This window comes from Methylobacterium sp. NEAU K (genome assembly GCF_030700285.1).
In the GTDB taxonomy this organism is placed as follows: Bacteria; Pseudomonadota; Alphaproteobacteria; order Rhizobiales; family Beijerinckiaceae; genus Methylobacterium.
Genome location: NZ_JAUYZJ010000060.1, coordinates 1 through 19,119, shown reverse-complemented (window position 1 = coordinate 19,119; position 19,119 = coordinate 1). Strand labels below are relative to the sequence as shown.

Genomic DNA, 19,119 nt, shown 5'->3' with positions numbered 1-19,119 from the left:
TGCGGGTGCGGCTGGAGCTCACCAGCGACGCCTCGCTGACGATGCGCTCGCTCGGGCACTCGCGCTGGATCTTGGTTGCCAGCCCCCAGGTCGCTAGTCGCCTCGGCGCCGATATCGCGTCGCTCGGCGCCTTCCCGACGCTCGGCACGAGCGACGACCCGGGCGAGGTGGAGTGGCGGTTCGAACAGGCAGGCGGGGCAACGTACAGGCTGCGCCACGAACCGCGCATGACGTGCAGCGACTTCGCCGTCCTGTGTGATGCGGCTGCCGAGGGCATCGGCATCGCCTATCTGCCCGACCATGTCTGTGCCGGTCACATCGCCTCGGGCAGGCTCGTCCACGTTCTCCGGGATTGGCGCAGCCAAGCCGGCATCGTCCACATCGTCTTCACGACCCGGCGCGGCCTGCCGCCGGCTGTGCGTGCCCTGATTGACCACCTGGCGGCAGCCTTTCCGAAGCTCTGAGAGCGAAGACGCCGCCTGCTCGTATCATCAACCCGGTGTCGATCCGTTGATCCCGCCGATGTCCGCTTCCGAGACCGAGGGATAGCAAGTGAAGCGGCCGAGTTGGGTCGGGAGTTGAATGTCCGCTTCGCCGCTCCACCGGCACGGAAGCGGACAGGCGGCTTTCGGCCAGATCCGGTTCTTCTGGGCCGCTAAACCGAACTACCCGGAAGCGTGCGTTACCAACTTCCCTACGGGTCGGTTTCGGAGGTCGAGGCGGCGCCCGGTTCACGTCCGACAATCAGCGCGTCAGCACGATGTGGGTCGCAAGCTCCGTTGGGACCGTCTTCGTCACCCGATAGCCGAGGCCCGGTAGGTCGATGCCCGAGAACAAGTGCTCCCCTCGGCCCAGGATAATGGGCGACACCGCCAAGTGCATTTCGTCGATCGCGCCCGCGAGCAGATACTGGCGAACCGTCGACACACCACCACCGACCTTAACATCCAAGTCGCCAGCTGCGGCCTTGGCCTGGGCGAGCGCCGCCTCGATCCCCCCGGTGACGAAATGGAAGGTCGTCCCGCCCTCCATCACGATCGGCGCACGGGCGTGGTGGGTGAGGATGAAGGTCGGTGCATGATACGGGGGATTGTCGCCCCACCAGCCCTTCCAGTCGGGGCCGCCCCAATCGTTGCCGGCCGGTCCGAACATATTGCGGCCAAGGATGAAGGCACCGAAGCCTTCCGCCGTGGCGCGGGCGAAGCGATCGTCGGTCCCGCCGTCTTGCCCGATCATCGATCGAAAGGTCCGGGTCGGGAAAAACCACTCGTGCAGCTCCCGGCCCCCTCTGCCCATCGGATGCTCTAGGCCTTGGTCCGGGCCGGCCCCGAAGCCGTCGACAGAAACTGCGAAAACTCTTACGCACACCTTGCCCATGACAGTCAGACTTTCGCGTCCAGGCTGACGATCAGGTCGTCCAGCTGTTCGAATTGATTGCCCCACCCGCTTGTGCTTCCAGAGGCCACAGCGGCATCGAGCGCTTCTTTCGAGGGGTAGAGCTCGCGCACGACGACCCGGGTCGCGCTGCCCTTTTCCTCGAAGGTTACTGTGGTGACGGCCCCAGCTTCACCTCCTTCGTCATTGGTCCAGACCAAGTGGGAGTGTGGCGTCACTTCGATGTATCGACCGAAGAACGCCATGGGCTGCTCCGAGGAAGCATGACCCATCACGAAACGGTACGCGCCACCTGTGCGAACATCGGCTTCGAATGAGATCAAGGACACGCCGAACGCTTTGGGCGCCCACCATCGCTGGAACAGCTCCGGCTTTGTCCACGCTTCGAACACGATGCGCGCCGGACCGTCGATGATCCGCGCAACCACAAGCTCCCGTTCCGATGTCCGCTCCATGATTGTGCGGGCCCTCCCGGCGGTGGCATCACTCTGTCTGCCTGCGTTCATCGGTGTCCCTTCTGCTTCAGTTCCTCGACGATCTGATCCAACGCGTCGAAATGTCAGGCCTAAAGCTGGCGGTATTCCTCGCTCCACGCTGTCTCTTCCGCCAGTCGGCTGCGGGCGAGATTACAGGTCCGCACGCGCCCGATATTCTGCGTCGTGACCTCCTCCGGCCCGCCTGATGCCTGGAGCACGCCGTCGAGCGACTGGAAGAGGGAGCCGGTGATCTTACGCATCGGCCATGTCTCCTCGGACGGCAGCCTCGATCCGGGCGATGTCGATCTTTCGCATTGTCATCATCGCTTCGAATGCGCGCCGGGCCGCGGCTCTGTCGGGATTGCTGTTGGCGCGCAGGAGCGCGCGCGGCGTGATCTGCCAGGAGAAGCCCCAGCGGTCCGTGCACCAGCCGCACTGGCTTTCCGCTCCGCCATTGCCCACGATGGCCTCCCAGTAGCGGTCGGTCTCCGCCTGATCTTCGGTCAGCACCATGAAGCTGACCGCCAGATTAGCCTTGAAGTTGGGTCCGCCATTCAAGCCGACGAACGGACGGCCGAGCACGGTGAACGCGACGGTGAGTTCACCGCCCTCGGATCCGCCCGGAAAATCCGACGGGGCGTGCATGGCGTCGCCGACATGGCTGCCCGGGAAGGTTTTGGCATAGAACTCCGCGGCCTTGCGGGCTTGGCCGTGGTCGAACCACAGACAGGTCGTCAGCTTCTCGCTCGTCATCGCTAGCGTCCCTTCACGCGCCTTGGCGCGGGCCGGCAAGGCCGAACCTGTTGCCCGCTGGATCGGCGATGTTGGCCGAGTAGCTGCCGCCGGGGATTGGATCGGGCCCCTGGAGCACCGTGCCGCCCCTCTCGCGGACCGTCGCGAGCGCGGCATCGATATCGGCCACGTGGACGTACCAATTCCATCGGGCCGGCGTGCCGGTGGCTGCACTCGACATCACCGCGCCAGGGCGCAGGTCGCCCCGCCCGATGAAGGCGTACTCGCCCATCCCGCCCATCGGCATGGCCCCGAGCTTCTCCCAGCCGAACAGCGCCCCGTAGAACGCGAAGGCAGCCTCGGAATCGGGGGTTGCGAGCTCAATCCATACGCCGTGGCCGAGGGTTTGCTCCGTCCCGAGGGGAACCGGCCCAAAGGCCCGGCTCTCGCCGGTGCTCGGTGTATCCATCAGGGCGAAGACCACGTCCTGCGGGTCGCTGACCATGGCGAAGCGGCCGACATGGGGGATGTCGACAGGCCCGAACCGGATCCTGCCGCCGAGCTCAACCACCCTGGAAGCCATGGCGTCGACGTCGCGGCTCGCGAGATAGACCGCCCAACCGGGAAGGCCGGGAGCTTCGGGCATCGACCGCCGGATCCCGGCCACGGGCTTTCCGTCAGCCTCTGCGATTCGGTAGCCGCCATGCTCCGGCATCGGTGATGGCGCGACGCACCAGCCGGCGACAGCCTCGTAGAAGGCTTGTGCCGCGTCCTGGTCGGTCGCGTTCAGTTCGAACCAGACGGGGGTACCCTCGACAGTTGGCATCGGGTGCATTCCTCCGTGACAACGGGCGCCTCGGCCGCGTCGCGGCGCCGCTTAAGGCCCCGCTTTGCCCAGGCTGGCATTCTCGGTTACACAAAGCAACCATGAAGTCAGAAAAAATAACTATCGAGGCATCTGCGCCGCGGGAGCGTCGGTACGACGACGCTTGCGGCACTGCGCTCGCGCTGGAGTTCATTGGCGAGCGTTGGTCGCTGCTGATCATGCGCGAACTGGTCTTCGGCCCCCGCCGCTTCGGCGAGATTCGGGCAAACCTTCCAGGCATCAGCGCCAACGTGCTGACGCAGCGCCTGGCGAGCCTGGAAGATGCAGCCATCGTCCGCCACTTTCGGCTGCCGTCACCGGCCAACGTGCAGGTCTACGACTTGACGGATTGGGGCCGCGAGGCCGCGCCGCTGATGCGCGATATGGGGCGTTGGGCGGCTCGCTCGCCGCGGCATGACCCGAGCCTGTTCATGTCGGCGGCTTCAGCCATGATGTCGCTCCAGGCCCTGATCGATCGGAAGCGTGCCGCGGAACTGCCTGTATCGGTCGCCTTTCATTTCCCCGGCGAGGACTTTATCGCGACAGTGGCTGGCGGTGAGATTTGCGTGAGCCGTGGTGTCATGGAGGCACCCGACCTCGCCTTCACCGGCGATACGATGGCGATGCGCCGCACGATCTATGGCAAGGCGCCTCTGGCCACAGACGGTGCGGGCGGAACGCTTGCCTACGCTGGCGAGGCCGATCTCGCACAGTCCTTCGTCGATCTCTTCGCCCTGCCCGCTAAAACCGCCTAGGGAGCGACTTAGCGGTCGGGTCGGTATTCGGCGTCATGCCGGAGTGCGGAGCAAGCTACGCGACAACAGTCCAGAACGCACCTTCGTCGAAGCGGACGTACCGCTGCCACTCGGAGGGCCGAAGATTGTCGAATGGCAAGATTGGGTCGGCAAGAGTCTGTCAGCTTTTCTGGCAAACCTTCTCCGAAGCGGACCTGCGGGTTCCGGCCAGATCCCGCTGCTACCGACGGCCATCTGAGCGTCTCAGACGGGTGGTAAGCGGACGGTCTGCTCTCTTGGTTCTGGGCGATTGAGCAGGCCACCTAACGGGCGCCGATGCACCTACGCCGTTTCCTCGTGCAATGATTGTAGAGGCAACGGTACAAAGGATGATCCAGATGACCTTGGACAAGGGGCATGGGCTCGCCTGGGCAGGCGTCGGAAGCGTCATCGTAGCGGGCGTTATCATCGGCTGGTTTCTCAACCTGACCGCATTCTTCGGGCCGCCGCTCTGGTTGGGCGTGACAGGGATGGCCGTAGGGGAAATCCTCAACGCGCTCGATCGCATCCGTACCGACCTCCAGGCAGGGCGTGCCCGGATCGATTGACACGGCGACGGCGATGCGTTGCCCTGCCGGACGTGTCCAGACGAATGGGAAGGCGCAAGCCGTCCGGGGAACGAACCCGCGACGACCGGGAGCGATGCCGTGCTGCGATTGACAGCGTGTCTTGGTGCCTGTCGGACTCTGCTCGTGGTGGCGCTCTGCGGCCTCCACGGCACTTCCCAGGCTTGTACCCGTGCCGTCTACCTCGGCGCGAACGGGCAGGTGATCACGGCCCGCTCGATGGACTGGCGTAACGACATCGCCACCAACCTTTGGATTTTCCCGCGCGGTATGGACCGATCCGGGGAGGCTGGCGCGAACTCACTGCGATGGACGTCGCGGTACGGCAGCGTCATCGCCTCGGGCTATGAAGTCTCGACCACGGACGGCGTCAACGAGGCCGGGCTGGCTGCCAACCTGCTATGGCTGGTTGAGGCCGACTACCCGAAGCCGGACAAGGACAAGCCCGGCCTGACCGTCGCGGCCTGGGCACAGTACGTCCTCGACAGCTTCGCCACCGTCCGCGAAGCGGTCGCAACTCTCCGAATGGAGCCCTTCACCATCGTCACCGACAAGGTTCCGGGTGAAGATAGGCTCGCCACCGTGCACTTGTCGCTATCGGACGCCACGGGTGACAGTGCTATTTTCGAGTATATCGGCGGACGGCTCGTGATCCACCACGACCGTGCCTACCAGGTGATGACGAACTCGCCTGTGTTCGATCAGCAACTCGCGCTCGATAGCTACTGGAAGCTCATCGGTGGGACCGTCATGCTGCCGGGCACCAATCGGGCGGCCGACCGCTTCGCGCGCGCTTCGTTCTACATCAACGCGATCCCGCAATTCGAGGACCCGAACCTCGCGGTTGCGAGTGTCTTCAGCGTGATCCGGAACGCCTCGGTCCCCTATGGCATCACCACGCCGAACGAGCCCAACATCTCCTCGACGCGCTGGCGCACGGTCGTTGACCACAAGCGAAAGCTTTACTTTTTCGAGTCGGCTCTGACGCCCAACACCTTCTGGGTCGACCTGAAGGCCATCGACTTCAACGCGGTCACGGGAAAGACCCAGAAGCTCGATCTCGGCCCGAATCAGGATCACACGTTCTCGGGCGACGCGACGGCCATGTTCCGCGAGACCAAGCCGTTCCCGTTCCTGGGGCTGCCCGAGTAGCGATCCCCAACGAACGTCCGCTAAGAGTCGGTCGGGGGCCGTCCGCCTTTGCGGTGGTCCCTCTCCGAAGCGGACCAGCTGCTTTCGGCCAGACTACGCCACTCCGGATCGCCACGGTGCGCAAAACCGGACGTTCGGCTTCGCGCCCATCTCGGCCGCTCTTGCAGGTTCGTCTACTCCCCACAAGCGGACATCCGTCGACGGCCCATCTACGACGCCCGCTTCGGATAGAGATCCGGTTTGTTGCCCATTCCGAACGCGGGGGTCTGCACGCGTTCCCTCGGCCGCGCCGCAAGATTTTTGTGCAAGGCATCGATGCTCGTTTGCCGCGGAGCCACGCTGCATGTTCAAGATGCAGCGATGATGGCCGTCTATATCGTCGGGCCACGGGCCATGTGACCGGCATCGACCGGGAGGTGAGCGTGCTCGCTCGCGCCGAGACAAGGGCTGCGTTAACGGGGTGGACGCGGATCCAGTAGCAAGCGACCTCCATCAAGACGTTTGATGCGTCCGAGACGTTCGACCCTGTGGCCAGCCGCTGGGTCTTTGTGCATCAGGCCAACCCGGCCCCCGTTTCGCGGACGGCGATTTCTCATGGTAGCCGCTGCGGCTGGATCGCACGCGTCTTCACAGATACGCCGGTCCGAATGACCGGGCGATATGCATCCTGCCGCTCGGGGTATGAGAATGACCACGGCCTCGTACGACGCGGTGCTGGCCTCGACTGGCGTCGGTGCGTTCCAGAAGCGATTGTTCGCGGTGTTCGGCCTCGTCTGGGCGGCGGACGCGATGCAGGTGCTCGCCATCGGCTTCACGGCCCCCTCGATCGCAGCCTGCTTCGGCATCCCCGTCCAACAGGCACTGCAGACGGGAACCACCCTCTTTCTCGGCATGCTGGTCGGCGCCTTCCTGTTCGGCCGCCTCGCCGACCGTTTCGGGCGCCGACCCATCCTGATCGCGACCGTGCTGATCGACGCCGCCTTCGGCCTCGCCTCGGCTTTCGCACCGAGCTTCGGCTGGCTAGTGGCCTTGCGGTTCCTGACCGGCCTCGGGGTCGGCGGCACGCTGCCAGTGGACTACGCGATGATGGCCGAGTTCCTGCCCGCCGATCGGCGGGGCCGGTGGCTGGTGGCGCTGGAAGGCTTCTGGGCGGTCGGCACCGTGGTGCTCGCGCTCGCTTCGCTCGCTGCGCAGGGGACGCGACCGGAGGACGCGTGGCGGGTCGTGTTCATGGTCACCGCCGCGCCCGCGCTGGTGTGTCTCGGGCTCCGCTTCCTGATCCCCGAGTCGCCGCTTTTCCTTCTCCGGCGTGGCCGCACCGTGGAAGCGGACGCCGTGCTCGCGAAAGTCGCGCGGACGAACGGACGCGCTGACATCGCCGCAAACCTGTCGCAGGCCGCGCGATCGCTCGAGACACCGAAGTCCGCCGGCTCAATTTTCCGCCCAGACCTCCGGCGGCGCTCGGCGTTGATCCTGGCCGTCTGGCTGCTCGTGTCGGCCTCGTACTACGGCGTTTTCGTTTGGCTGCCGGTGCGGTTGGCGGGACAGGGCTTCGGTTTCCTGCGCGGCGAGGCGTTCCTCGTCCTGGTAGCGCTCGCGCAGTTGCCGGGCTACGCGCTCGCCGCATACGGGGTGGAGCGCTGGGGGCGGCGTCCGACCCTCATCGCCTTCCTGCTCCTCAGCGCGATCGGCTGTTCCGCCTTCGGCATGGGATCGTCGGTCGGCTTCCTCGCGGCGGCGACGCTTCTGATGAGCTTCGCGCTGCTCGGTACATGGGGCGCGCTCTACGCCTTCACGCCTGAGCTCTATCCCACGGAACTCCGCGCCACCGGCATGGGCAGTGCCGGCGCGGCGGCACGATTGGGGGGGCTGCTCGCACCGTCCGTCCTGGCTCCGGTGATCGCGAGCGGCTTCGGCCTCGCGCTCGGTGCCTTCGCTGCGCTGCTCGCGCTCGCCGCCGCGCTCACGCTGATGATCGAGGTCGAAACCAGACGGATGCCGCTCGGGTGACGCTTGTGCTTCAAGCTGATTGGATCGCGCTCTCGTCGTACAGGTGCCTCTCTCGGGTACGGTCGTGCGTGCCGCTCCGATCAGGCCTCGCTTGCAGATTTGTCTTGCGAAACACCCTGACCACCGCAGCTGCCTGCCGCTTCGCCGCCGTCACGCTAGGTTATGTCAACCGAGAATTCGCTCGCACCTTTTGAACCGACGAGTTGAGGCGCCCCATCGAGGCGGCCAGCCGAATCATCCTGCCGCAGGTGACGGCGCTGCTGTGGCGCGCCCATGGGGAGGGGAAGGTCACGGAAGCGGAGGCCGAAGCGCTGTCCGGCCTCATTGAGGCGCGGACGGACGCCCCAATAGCCCAGCGGCTCCCTACAGCCGGTGCCAGCAGGTTCTAACCTAGGCAATAGCCCGGCCGTCCAGGATCGCGCAGTAGCGCCTAGGAGGGCCGTCGGCTCGCGCCCGCGCAGAGGGATGCCTCGATGGAGTGCCGTAGCCGCTGGGCCGCCTCGGGGCGGCTTCCACCGGGGCTCGCGGCTCGGTTCACGCTGGCCGAGCAGGCGGTCCTCGCTCTCGTGGCGGCCGAGGTCGTGCGCCGGAAGAACTTCCGGTTGTCGATCGAGAACATGGCCGCGGTGACAGGGGTCTCGTGCACGACCGTGAAAAACGCGATCCGCGAGGCGAGGCGCGGCGGCTCGGCCTCGTGACCGTCGAGGAGCACTAGGTCACCGGCTGGCGCAACGATACCAACATCGTGCGCATCGTCAGCCGGGAATGGACTGCCTGGCTGCAGCTGGCACGGACGCGCGACCCACTATCCAAATCTGGATCGTCCCTGCCTGCAGCGCGTGGCCTAGGGTGAGGGGTCAAAAGCGTGACCACCACGAACACTCAGGTTCTAGATCCGGGAGAATCGAGGAAGACAGAACCATCGCAGGGCTGCTGAAAGGCAGCGCGCGACATCAGCCGATCAGATAATCCGAGAATCCGCGCGGATCGTGGAACTGACCGAGCCATGCCTTAGTCTCATGCAGTCGGTCGCTTTAACGAACACGACATGCCTGCATTCGGAGCTTGCAAGATCGACAAGGTCAGTCTCTCATGCGGGCGATTCGCGTCGAGAATCAGTCCTCTGGAGCCTGTGATGTCAGGCAAAGCTTCAACGCTTTCTGCCCTGCTTCTGATTGGAAGCGTGGCAGGCTCGCCGGTTCTGGCTTGTGGAGATAGCGAAGCGGGACTGTCATGCGACGACAGTGGCTCGGGCGCGGAGATGAGTGCGAAGTGGATGCTCAAGCGGGTTGTGGCGGCCATCGATCGCGATGAGGCCGCTGCGCTGAGCATATTTACCAAGGGCACGGACGGCTTCCGCACCGCCGACACCTACGTGTTCTGCGTCGGTCCAGACGGCGTGATGAGCGCCCACCCCAATCCGATCCTGCAGGGCCACGACGTGCGCGACCTGCACGATAAGACCGGTAACTACTTCATCCGGACGATGGTCGACGCGGCCAAGCCCGGGAAGGTTTCGATGATCCGGTACCTGTTTCCAAAGCCCGGTAGCACGGTCGAAGAGCCGAAGACCACCTACTACACGAAGGCTGGCGACCAGACCTGCGGGGTGGGCGTCTACGATAGCGACATGCTCGCTCCTAAGGCGGCCACGCCCGATGCGCGAGTAGCGCAACTTCGGCAGAAGCTCGACAGCCAGATCCCGGCCTCCGCGAAGGCCGATTGGACCGCGTTTCTGGAGGCGCTGAACGCTCAAGCCGCTGCGAAGACCGCAGTCGTCGCTGAGGCTCGACGAAATCTGAAGGCGGCCGCAGCGGCTCTCGATCCGGCCGACCAGAAGACTGCGGGCACCGAAGGGGCTGACTAGGTCTGAGGGCAGAGTCGTGGGTTTGATCAGCATCGGGCCGCTGACGGAGGCGGCAACGTTCACCCTCGGCTGTATACTGCTGCGAACCGTCAAGCTGGATCAGGGCTGCGTCGGCGCTGCGCTTGGATCCACCATGGTCGTGCTGTTCGTATGCCTGTTGATTGCGCTCACATCAGAAAGCATAGAGATCGATCCAAACGCTCTCGATCCAGCCGGAGCTTGGCAGGTTCTGTCGGACGGTATCGGAGTCAGGTAACGCCGAGCCGCGCCGGCTGCTGGCAACCGCCTAGGACATGCTCGTTGAAACCGCGATCGACGCGGGGAACAAGTACGCCCTCGTCGAGGCCATGCGGACCGAGCGCGATGCGTGGCGGGTGGAAGCCGTGCGGTTGCGAATAGGCATCATGCGGACTGCTTGATCGGCGGCCCGACTCCCACTCGCTGCTGGACGAGTCGTGGACCGCGAAAGGGTTCGCTAACCGGTGGCTATCACCGTCGTGTGCATGTCCAAGAGAACAACTCGAACCCTGAGAGGCGCCCTCTGGATCGCCGCCCTCGCGCTCTGCTGCTTCTCAGCCCTGATGCTGATGGAGGCCAACCGGCCCGCCGATCCAGCTATGGCGCATCTGCCATCTGGCGATCCTACAACTACGGGAGCTATCAATAACGCCCCGATCCGGTGGTGTGGGGTCGCCTCATGGTGCCGCTGATACCTATAGATTGGTCTGCAACCGTGCGGGGCTCCGCACGTTCTTGAGGAAGCTGCGCCAGTCGGCACTCAAGGCTTCCATCATGCTTCTGCTTTCATCCATCGTGGCGGGCACGTTCCTGCGCGCCGGATCGTTTTCGCTCATAGCCGTATTGGTCGATTGCAGCAGTACAGGACACCGTCTAGTCTCTGATTTACTGTAGGCGATAGCCGGCAGTGTTCGCACGGATCCAGCCGGGCGCCAAAATATCGCCGGCCTCCGTGATGATCCACGGCTTTGCCTTCTCCGCGTCGATCGCCTGAGCTGCGGCAGCGAGTGCCTCTCGAAGCGTCGGGAAGCTGCGCGCATCGGCTACCTGGGCCGGCCTATAACCGGGCCAGAGGGTCAGTTCGGCGGGCTTGTCGAGGTCGGACAGCGTCATCGGTGCGCTTGGGTTCGAGGGGGGCGCGGCCTATGCCGCGGACGTGCTGAGGTTGATAGGCGTCAGTCCACGCGGCCTCGGTGCCGGTCATGCGCGGGGGGCCTTGTCGGGTGCAGCCTGTGGCCCAGGCGCGCTCAGGTGTTCTTGGGCTTCGGCCGAGGCACGCGCACTTCAACCATGTGTCCGGTCAGCGGATTTAGGATCAGCATGGCTGCACGTCTCCGGTGGAAGTGCCCGTAGAACGCTGGCAGATCGCGACTGGATCGAGGCGATCGGCACAATTGCTTAGGTTCGGCAAACCATCCGTTTACCCTGGCGGCGCGCTGGCTAATGAGCCGCGCGTACCCCGCCGCCAGGATACCCAGAGCTGGCGCGTTGGCTGATGCCTCTCCAAGTACCACTTCAGCCGTAGGGCGCACTAAACAGGTCGCCGAGGGCTTTGCGCCGGAACAGCGTCACCCACCGCCGCCGCTGATGCTCTGGCCGATCGTGGATCATGTGGCACCGCTGGCAGAACGCCGCGAGGTTGGCGTCCGGGTTGTTGGCGGTGTCGTGGTCCCGATGGGCGGCGGCCAGCACCACCCGTGTCATCCGCACGATTGCGGGTGCGGCTGGAGCTCACCAGCGACGCCTCGCTGACGATGCGCTCGCTCGGGCACTCGCGCTGGATCTTGGTTGCCAGCCCCCAGGTCGCTAGTCGCCTCGGCGCCGATATCGCGTCGCTCGGCGCCTTCCCGACGCTCGGCACGAGCGACGACCCGGGCGAGGTGGAGTGGCGGTTCGAACAGGCAGGCGGGGCAACGTACAGGCTGCGCCACGAACCGCGCATGACGTGCAGCGACTTCGCCGTCCTGTGTGATGCGGCTGCCGAGGGCATCGGCATCGCCTATCTGCCCGACCATGTCTGTGCCGGTCACATCGCCTCGGGCAGGCTCGTCCACGTTCTCCGGGATTGGCGCAGCCAAGCCGGCATCGTCCACATCGTCTTCACGACCCGGCGCGGCCTGCCGCCGGCTGTGCGTGCCCTGATTGACCACCTGGCGGCAGCCTTTCCGAAGCTCTGAGAGCGAAGACGCCGCCTGCTCGTATCATCAACCCGGTGTCGATCCGTTGATCCCGCCGATGTCCGCTTCCGAGACCGAGGGATAGCAAGTGAAGCGGCCGAGTTGGGTCGGGAGTTGAATGTCCGCTTCGCCGCTCCACCGGCACGGAAGCGGACAGGCGGCTTTCGGCCATCAACCGGCGATGCTGCCGCGTTCGCTCGTACGTCTCGGTCGGGTGGGAAGCCGTCGGTCCGGTTTGAAGCGCGCATGCGCGCAAAGCGGACATGTCGCATGGGAGATGCGCCCAGGTGCACTCACAACAGAAATTCGTGGTGCGAAGGATGCGCTTGATCAGCAAGCGGATGCTTTTCACGATCGGATCGATGGTAGAGTGAATGCGGTGAACGAACAGCCCATCCGGATCGCGCTGCGGGACGCCGGGATCGAGCCCGCCGCCCCGCCCAGTGCGGCCATCTCCGCCATGCTGCCGTTGCGAGCGGCCTTTACCGGGGCCGCGCTCGCCCAGGTGGAGACGCGGCGCATCACCGTTGAGCGGCGCTTCCCGGACTTCGACGCCTATTGGACGGCGGCGCTGATGGCCGGCGGCCTGGGCGAACGCATTGCAGCGCTACCGTCCGACGCGGTGGATGGGGTGCGCGCCCGCACCCGCGTGCAGTTGCATATCGATGCGGAGGGCGCGGTGCTCGCATCCGGCACGGCCAACGCGATCAAGAGCGTGGTGCCTGCCTAGACCAGCAGCATACGCCTGGTGGTGCCCGCAGTAAGCAGCCGATGAGAACAAAATGGGAAGTCACGAATGTTCGACCTCAACCACTATCTCGGCCGCATCTTCTGGCGGGGCGGGCCCCCTCATACGAGACGCTCGCCCGCGTCTTGGACAGCCATATCCGCCACATCCCGTTCGAGAATTTCGACGTCCTGCTCGGACACCCAATCCAGCTCGCCGCTTCTGCCCTACAGACGAAGATGGTCGAGGGCCGGCGCGGCGGATACTGCTTCGAGCACGCCACGCTCATGGCGGCGGCTTTGGAGGCGCTCGGCTTTGCAGTGCGCCGCCACATCGCCCGCGTCGTGCTGTTCCAATCCTATCATGAAGCGCCGCGGGATCACATGTATCTCACCGTTTCGGTCGATGGCGAACGGCTCGTCATCGATCCCGGCTTCGGTCCGTTCGCCCCGCCTTTTCCGATCCCGATGGATGGGACGGCAACGCCGGACGGGCATCGGATGACGCATGACGGTGCCCTATGGATGCTCCATGGACGGCGCCGCCATGAGGATTTTACTGGCTGGGCCTCCACGATGGCGGACGACAACCCGGTCGATTTCGAAATGTCCAACCATTTCAAGTCGACCCACCCTGGTTTGCTCTTCCGGCAACAGATCTTTGCCAGTGCCGTCACGCCCGCGGGGCGGGTCAACGTCATGAACCGCGACGTCACCTGGGTATCGGACGACACCGAAACCAGCTCGGAGCTGACTGATCGGCCGGGGCTTCGGACCTTGCTTGCACAGCATTTCGGCTTTGATCTCCCCGAAGCCGAAAACATCAAGGTGGCTGCGATTCCTGATTGGACGTGACGACGTGCGCCCATTCACCCTTACAGCTGGTGGCCGCCTACGAAGCGGACATGCGCGCCTGACATCTACATCTAGTCGGTCCTTGTAGAAACAGACCCTCTCGTTGGCATGAGAGGATCGAGCAGATATTAGAAAAATTCTACTTGATCCGTTCGAACTCCAGGTGAGGTTCAAAAACACCACCATTGGGATCGTTGATCGGCGCCGACACCACCTTCAGCGTGGTTGATGAGAGTTCCTCGATTGTCCGCTTAAGAGTCGCACCGTTCCACTGCGGCCAACTTGAGCGCTGCACATGGGCTTCAAAGAACCTACCGGCCGCGTCAACCGTGTAAGTTCCGAAATAGGCGTTGTAGGGACCCACGGGATCGGTCGGAACTGTGCCGGGATGCGCTGGCCTCTCTCCGCCCGAAAGCTGGACACTCATGATGCCGTTAGCAGTGAACTGCAGGATACCCTGTGGCGCAGACCCCCAAGTCTCGCGCCGCCGACCGTCCGAGAACTGGTCATACACCTTCGTCAACTTCCAAGATCCGACAAGAAGCGAGGGATCAAGCGGCTCTGCAAGGGCCGAAACCGCTGTCGTGGCGACAAGGGACAGCACACACGCAACGAAGCGGGTCCTCATTTGCATCAATCTCCGCCTGACAAACAGCCACTCAATCGATTGACGATTCGATATCATCTAAAATTCCATGTTGCAAACATTTCTAGGCGAATATTTTGATCAATTGTATTTGTGTTCGACAAAAATTTAATACTGCATCGATTTAAGTTTACAAATAGAATTATTTTAAATCATCAACAGTTCGGATGTCTGCTTGCGGTATTCGCTCAAATTGTTCTAATGGCCAAGATAGTGCGTAGCTGTCACCAGACCCGCCCTGTTGGACGGCCGCTTTTGGCAATGCTCGATCCGACTGTGACCGTCTGGGTTGGGTCGGTAGGGGCCTGCCCGCTTTCCCGGCCGACCTTTTCCGAAGCGGACCGGCGGATTTCGGCCAATCCTGCTGCTGCCGAAGGCCTCGCGAGCGTCTCGGTCGGGCGGAAACCGGTCAGGCAGCTTTTGGAATTTTGCGTCCGTAAACAGCCATTGCCTCACATTGCCGGCTTAAGAGAATGAATCATGAGCTACGGAAGCTATTGACTAGATGTCTGCGTGCGCGGCCAAGCCAGTAGAGCAGCGGATGCAATAGCCTGCAAGGAGGTGCGGGTCATTCCATCGCGCGCTAGGACCGACAAGCCTTGCATCACCGTCATCACTAGCCCGGCCAACGCAGAGGCGTCCGTCTCCGGTGGGACGACGCCGGTCGCAATGTCGCGTTCAATTCGCGCACGGAGACGGTCGATGACCGCCCTCCGAATGTCGGCGACGGCAGCCTGCACCTCGAGCGAAGCTTCCGAGCCGCTTGCCGTCGCGCTTGCCAGCATACACCCCTTGGGCGTTGTCACGCCGGTGAAGGCGATGACCGCACCAGTCAACATCGCGCAGGCTGCATCATAGGCACAAGCTGCGTCATCGATCGCCTGTCCGGTTACGGCAGGATCACCGGCGTAGCGTCGCACAGCTTCCAGGAACAGACGCCTCTTGTCTCCGAAGGCCGTATATAGGCTAGGGGCCGTAATCCCCATCGCGTCGGTCAGCTCGGTGATCGAGGTTGTCTCGTAACCGTGCCGCCAGAACGCCAGCATCGCTTGCTCCAGTGCAGCATCACGACTGAACGAAAGCGGGCGGCCAGTTCGGCGGCGTGGCGTGCCCTTTGTGTTTGTGTCTTCCATAGCGATCGTTCTGATATTGCTTGACGGCTGCGAGCCACCGTAGCACACCTCCGTATCGATCACTACGGAAGTTGCACCGCATGTCCCTTACCGCCTTTCGCGCGCTCGGCCGGTCTGGCCTGATCGTCAGCCCGTTAGCTCTCGGCACCATGACCTTCGGCCCTGGCGAGTGGGGAGCTGACGAAGCGACCTCGCAAGCGATCTTCGACGCCTACCGAGCCGCTGGTGGCAATTTCATCGATACGGCCGATATTTACACCGATGGCGAGAGCGAGCGATTGGTCGGCAAGTTCATCACAGAGAGCGGTGCGCGGGATGAGGTCGTGCTGGCGACCAAGTTCGCGTTCAACGGCTCGGCGAGCCCGTTGACGGCGACTCAGGCAGGTGGCGGCAACCCGAACGCGGGCGGGGCTGGAGCTAAGAACATCCACCGTGCGCTCGACGCCTCGCTCAAGCGGCTCGGCACCGACTACATCGACCTGTATTGGATGCACGTCTGGGACGGCGTGACCCCGATCGAGGAGATCGTCCAGACGTTGGGCGACCTCGTGCGGGCTGGCAAGATCCGTTACTACGGCCTGTCGGACATGCCTGCTTGGCTGGCGATGAAGGCGGCCACGATCGCAGCGGAGCGGCGCGTGCCAGGTCCGATCGCGATTCAGGTCGTATACTCGCTGGTGGACCGTGATGTGGAAAGCGAGCACTTCCCGGCCGCGCGCGAGGGCGGGATGGGCATCATGCCGTGGAGTCCGCTTGCAGGGGGGTTCCTGTCAGGGAAATACCGCCGGGAGAACACTGCCGACACAGGGCGATTGAGCGGTGCAAACCCTTTCGGCAACAGCAAGTTCACCGATCGCAATTGGGATATTCTCGACGTGCTGCGAGCGATCGCCACTGAACTCGATCGTCCGATGGCACAGGTGGCGCTGGCCTGGACCTTGGCGCGTAGGGGTGTAGCCTCGACACTGATCGGAGCGAGTAAAGTGTCTCAGCTCGAAAGCAACATAGCCGCGACCGACCTACTGCTGAGTAAGCAGCAGATGAAACGCCTTAACGACGCGAGCGCACCGCCCGTCGGGTTCAGCTCCAGCCTAGCAGCTCCTTTTATTCGCCGCATGATCTATGGCGGCCACGATGTCGTCGGTTGGGACGATTGATTGCTCTTCTACAAGGTGAGACAGACCCGACACAGCGACTGAGATCAGCAGCTTCTGACGAACGTCTGCTTACGGGCGGCGCAGCCAGCGCCGCCCCCTTCCGGTATGAGTCGGTAAGGGCCGGTCCGCCTTTCCAGCCGACCGTCTCCGAAGCGGACCTGCGGGTTCCGGCCAGATCCCGCTGCTACCGACGGCCATCTGAGCGTCTCAGACGGGTTGATTTCTGCCGGTCTGCTTCCGGGCGGCGCAGGGAGGAAAGCGGATATTGCCGTCCCACCCGCTCTCCGCCCGAAGTGACCTTCTACGCGGCAGCCGCCTTGGCTGCCGCGATAAGGCCCGCCTCAGGGCTGTTGAGAGACCGTATGTCTGAGTTGATTAGGCCACATGCTCCGGCCATTGAAGCCTGGGCCAGCGCGACCCGCGTCGCGCCCGCCTGCGCCGCCGCAATGGCGGCATGGGCGATCTTGGCGAGATAGGCATCGCGGTCACCAGCCTTGAATGCGTCCCAAGCTCCGGGAACTACCCTCACGACCACTTCTGCACCGGTCGCGCGCGCTGCCGACTCGAACAGGAGCCTTGTCGGCTCGACGGTTGTTCTGACAGCGCAAAGCGCGACGACCTTGCCTCCGCCTTTCACCGCCTCTGTCGCCAGCGCCGCATCGACCCGCATGACGGGAACTGGGGCCTCCACAGCCGCAGCCTCGGCGGCTGGTCCGAGCGTGGAACAGGTCAGGAGCACGGCGTCAGCCTTGACGCTCAAACCTCGGAGCTCCGCGGCTGTCCGGGCAGCGATCTCGGGCGTAAGCTGCCCTTCTCGCTCCGCTGCCGCGAGAAGATCCGCCCGCACCTCATGAAGCAGTTCCGCACCTGTCAGGCCGATCACACGCAAAGCATCATCGAAGACGGCTATGTTGCTCTCGGCCGTGTGGAGGCAAGCTATCCGGACCATACGATGTCCTCTTCTGGTGGGCGGTCTTCTTATCCATCACGCCAAGCGGTCCGCCAAATGACTGCTATTGGAATGCTCAGGCGATTTTCGGAATGCCCGGTATGGGTCGGAAGCAGTCCGTCCGCTCTTCCTCGTCCTGCGCCCTGCCTTCGGTTCAGGTGTCATCTCTCCTCGTCGGCACGGGCCGGCGAGGAGACAGACGATGGGACATTCCGCATACGATCCAGCCACGAAGGGGCGGTAGCCTTTGAACGCTGGCCGCAAGCTCGGCGCCAAGCGAGCGCTCAAACCTCAGCAGGTCTGGGCCATCCGTTTCTGGCTCGACCGAGAGCAGCGCGTGCGTGACCGCGCGATGTTTGATCTCGCCATAGACAGCAAGCTGCGAGGCTGCGACATCGTCAAGCTCAGGATCGGATACCTCGTCAGCGGCGGCCGCGTCCGCACACGGGCCATCGTCACCCAGCGCAAAACCGGGCGGCCGGTGACCTTGCCCCCTGTTTGCCCCCGTTCATAACCAGAGTCCGTTCTGGTTCTGGTCCTGTCGGGACCGGGCTGCAAACGCGTTCGGGGTGAGCCCGCCGAGGCTCGTGTGAGGGCGGCAGGTGTTACAGTCGACCCGCCAGGCCTCGATGATGGTCCGGGCCGCCGACAGGCTCCGGAACAGATGCTCGTTCAGGCACTCGTCGCGCAAGCGCCCATTCAAGCTCTCGACAAAACCGTTCTGCTGCGGCTTGCCGGGGGCGATGTAGTGCCACTCGACCGCACGCTCCTCCTGCCAGCGCAGGATGGCGTGCGAGGTCAGCTCGGTGCCATTGTCCGAGACGATCATCAGTGGCTTGCCCCGGCCAGCGATGATCCGGTCGAGTTCGCGCGCGACCCGCCGCCCGGACAGCGACGTGTCGACCACCAGCGCCAAGCACTCCCGGGTGCAGTCGTCGACCACGACGAGGATGCGGAAGCGCCGTCCATCGTCGAGCATGTCCGAGACGAAGTCGAGGCTCCAGCGCTGGTTCGGCTCCTGGGGCACGGCGGCCGGCGCTCGCGTGCCAAGGGCCCGTTTGCGACCACCACGCCTGCGCACCGACAGCCGCTCTTCCCGATAGAGGCGGAAGAGCTTCTTGTGGTTCAGCGTGAGGCCCTCCCGGCGCAGCAAGATCAGCAGACGCCGATAGCCGAAACGGCGGCGCTCGCCAGCCAGGCTGCGCAGGCGTGCCCGCACGGTCGCATCGTCGCCGCGGGTCGAGGCGTAGCGGTACGACTTCGGCTCCAGGCCGATCAGCCCACAGGCGCGACGCTGCGAGTAGCCCTTCTCCTCAATGGCCCAGCTCACGGCCGTTCTCCGTGCGCTGGGCGTCAGAAGTTTTTTCCCATCGCCTCGCGAAGCGTGGCCACGTCGAGCATCGCCTCGGCCAGGAGCTTCTTGAGCTTGCGGTTCTCCTCGTCGAGCGCCTTCAGACGGCGCGCGTCCGAGACTTCCATGCCGCCGAAACGCGAGCGCCACGTGTAGAAGGTCGCATCGCTGATGCCGTGGCGGCGACAGATCTCAGCCACTGGCAGCCCAGCCTGCTGCTCCTTCAGGATGCCGATGATCTGTTCTTCGC

The 19,119-nt window shown here is 64.2% G+C and carries 22 protein-coding genes and 2 pseudogenes; 13 read left to right on the top strand and 11 right to left on the bottom strand.

The features are described from left to right. A partial coding sequence (locus Q8W67_RS26070) for a LysR substrate-binding domain-containing protein (protein WP_305550988.1) occupies positions 1-464 on the top strand: 464 nt, incomplete at its 5' end. Positions 465-744: 280 nt separating this feature from the next. On the opposite strand, the gene Q8W67_RS26065 is transcribed toward Q8W67_RS26070, so the two are convergent. The 5 genes from Q8W67_RS26065 to Q8W67_RS26045 are packed head-to-tail and all read right to left on the bottom strand — an operon-like array spanning position 745 to position 3,429. Then, positions 745-1,377, bottom strand: a complete 633-nt coding sequence (locus Q8W67_RS26065) for a dihydrofolate reductase family protein (protein WP_305550986.1) — start codon at positions 1,375-1,377, stop codon at positions 745-747. Between the two features lie 5 nt (positions 1,378-1,382). After that, complete coding sequence (locus tag Q8W67_RS26060; RefSeq protein ID WP_305550984.1) at positions 1,383-1,901, bottom strand: SRPBCC domain-containing protein; 519 nt, start codon at positions 1,899-1,901, stop codon at positions 1,383-1,385. Positions 1,902-1,960: 59 nt separating this feature from the next. After that, positions 1,961-2,131, bottom strand: coding sequence for a hypothetical protein (locus Q8W67_RS26055; protein ID WP_305550982.1), 171 nt, complete (start codon positions 2,129-2,131; stop codon positions 1,961-1,963). After that, complete coding sequence (locus tag Q8W67_RS26050; RefSeq protein WP_305550980.1) at positions 2,124-2,624, bottom strand: VOC family protein; 501 nt, start codon at positions 2,622-2,624, stop codon at positions 2,124-2,126. Before Q8W67_RS26050 ends, Q8W67_RS26055 begins: the two co-directional genes overlap by 8 nt. A 13-nt stretch (positions 2,625-2,637) precedes the next feature. After that, positions 2,638-3,429 (bottom strand): VOC family protein, encoded by a 792-nt coding sequence (locus tag Q8W67_RS26045; RefSeq protein ID WP_305550978.1) that lies wholly within the window; start codon positions 3,427-3,429, stop codon positions 2,638-2,640. A 101-nt stretch (positions 3,430-3,530) separates the two neighbouring features. Between Q8W67_RS26045 and Q8W67_RS26040 the strand changes: the two genes are divergently transcribed. The 7 genes from Q8W67_RS26040 to Q8W67_RS26010 all read left to right on the top strand — a co-directional run bounded on the left by Q8W67_RS26040 (position 3,531) and on the right by Q8W67_RS26010 (position 10,113). Then, on the top strand, positions 3,531-4,223 hold the full coding sequence (locus Q8W67_RS26040) for a helix-turn-helix domain-containing protein (protein ID WP_305550976.1): 693 nt from the start codon (positions 3,531-3,533) through the stop codon (positions 4,221-4,223). Positions 4,224-4,600: 377 nt separating this feature from the next. After that, on the top strand, positions 4,601-4,810 hold the full coding sequence (locus Q8W67_RS26035; RefSeq protein WP_305550974.1) for a hypothetical protein: 210 nt from the start codon (positions 4,601-4,603) through the stop codon (positions 4,808-4,810). Between the two features lie 138 nt (positions 4,811-4,948). Next, on the top strand, positions 4,949-5,980 hold the full coding sequence (locus tag Q8W67_RS26030; protein WP_305550990.1) for a linear amide C-N hydrolase: 1,032 nt from the start codon (positions 4,949-4,951) through the stop codon (positions 5,978-5,980). A 687-nt stretch (positions 5,981-6,667) separates the two neighbouring features. Further along, on the top strand, positions 6,668-7,990 hold the full coding sequence (locus tag Q8W67_RS26025; protein WP_305550972.1) for an MFS transporter: 1,323 nt from the start codon (positions 6,668-6,670) through the stop codon (positions 7,988-7,990). Between the two features lie 473 nt (positions 7,991-8,463). Further along, the gene (locus Q8W67_RS26020) at positions 8,464-8,688 is read left to right on the top strand and encodes a hypothetical protein (protein ID WP_305550970.1); all 225 of its coding nucleotides are present in this window, start codon (positions 8,464-8,466) and stop codon (positions 8,686-8,688) included. A gap of 437 nt (positions 8,689-9,125) precedes the next feature. Then, a complete protein-coding gene (locus Q8W67_RS26015) occupies positions 9,126-9,857 on the top strand; it encodes a cache domain-containing protein (RefSeq protein ID WP_305550968.1) in 732 nt (243 codons plus the stop codon). Positions 9,858-9,873: 16 nt separating this feature from the next. Then, on the top strand, positions 9,874-10,113 hold the full coding sequence (locus Q8W67_RS26010) for a hypothetical protein (protein WP_305550962.1): 240 nt from the start codon (positions 9,874-9,876) through the stop codon (positions 10,111-10,113). A 647-nt stretch (positions 10,114-10,760) separates the two neighbouring features. Here Q8W67_RS26010 and Q8W67_RS26000 read toward each other — a convergent pair. After that, positions 10,761-10,988: a hypothetical protein gene (locus Q8W67_RS26000; protein ID WP_305550956.1), complete on the bottom strand. Its 228-nt coding sequence runs from the start codon at positions 10,986-10,988 to the stop codon at positions 10,761-10,763. 402 nt (positions 10,989-11,390) lie between these two features. Then, positions 11,391-11,582: pseudogene (locus Q8W67_RS25995) on the bottom strand (hypothetical protein); the annotation flags it as partial. 11 nt (positions 11,583-11,593) lie between these two features. Between Q8W67_RS25995 and Q8W67_RS25990 the strand changes: the two are divergent. The 3 genes from Q8W67_RS25990 to Q8W67_RS25980 all read left to right on the top strand — a co-directional run bounded on the left by Q8W67_RS25990 (position 11,594) and on the right by Q8W67_RS25980 (position 13,633). After that, complete coding sequence (locus Q8W67_RS25990) at positions 11,594-12,052, top strand: LysR substrate-binding domain-containing protein (protein WP_370693963.1); 459 nt, start codon at positions 11,594-11,596, stop codon at positions 12,050-12,052. A 118-nt stretch (positions 12,053-12,170) separates the two neighbouring features. After that, positions 12,171-12,782: a hypothetical protein gene (locus Q8W67_RS25985; RefSeq protein WP_305550954.1), complete on the top strand. Its 612-nt coding sequence runs from the start codon at positions 12,171-12,173 to the stop codon at positions 12,780-12,782. 41 nt (positions 12,783-12,823) lie between these two features. After that, the gene (locus tag Q8W67_RS25980) at positions 12,824-13,633 is read left to right on the top strand and encodes an arylamine N-acetyltransferase (protein WP_305550951.1); all 810 of its coding nucleotides are present in this window, start codon (positions 12,824-12,826) and stop codon (positions 13,631-13,633) included. A 139-nt stretch (positions 13,634-13,772) separates the two neighbouring features. On the opposite strand, the gene Q8W67_RS25975 is transcribed toward Q8W67_RS25980, so the two are convergent. Together Q8W67_RS25975 and Q8W67_RS25970 are read right to left on the bottom strand one after the other, a co-directional pair. After that, on the bottom strand, positions 13,773-14,261 hold the full coding sequence (locus Q8W67_RS25975) for a lipocalin-like domain-containing protein (RefSeq protein WP_305550949.1): 489 nt from the start codon (positions 14,259-14,261) through the stop codon (positions 13,773-13,775). A gap of 512 nt (positions 14,262-14,773) precedes the next feature. After that, positions 14,774-15,325, bottom strand: coding sequence for a TetR/AcrR family transcriptional regulator (locus tag Q8W67_RS25970; RefSeq protein ID WP_305550947.1), 552 nt, complete (start codon positions 15,323-15,325; stop codon positions 14,774-14,776). 167 nt (positions 15,326-15,492) lie between these two features. Between Q8W67_RS25970 and Q8W67_RS25965 the strand changes: the two genes are divergently transcribed. Further along, positions 15,493-16,569, top strand: coding sequence for an aldo/keto reductase (locus Q8W67_RS25965; protein ID WP_305550945.1), 1,077 nt, complete (start codon positions 15,493-15,495; stop codon positions 16,567-16,569). Positions 16,570-16,870: 301 nt separating this feature from the next. Here the strand turns inward: Q8W67_RS25965 and Q8W67_RS25960 are convergent, their stop codons facing one another. Further along, positions 16,871-17,518 carry an Asp/Glu racemase gene (locus Q8W67_RS25960; protein WP_305550943.1) on the bottom strand — a complete coding sequence of 216 codons (648 nt, stop codon included), beginning with the start codon at positions 17,516-17,518 and terminating at the stop codon, positions 16,871-16,873. Between the two features lie 247 nt (positions 17,519-17,765). Here Q8W67_RS25960 and Q8W67_RS25955 point away from each other — a divergent pair. After that, positions 17,766-18,002, top strand: a pseudogene (locus tag Q8W67_RS25955) (integrase); the annotation flags it as partial. 24 nt (positions 18,003-18,026) lie between these two features. Here the strand turns inward: Q8W67_RS25955 and Q8W67_RS25950 are convergent. Continuing rightward, a protein-coding gene (locus tag Q8W67_RS25950; protein ID WP_305550563.1) for an IS3 family transposase occupies positions 18,027-19,119 on the bottom strand; the annotation gives its coding sequence in 2 pieces (ribosomal slippage) (positions 18,027-18,889 and positions 18,889-19,119; 1,094 coding nt annotated over the 2 pieces). This gene is flagged as partial in the annotation.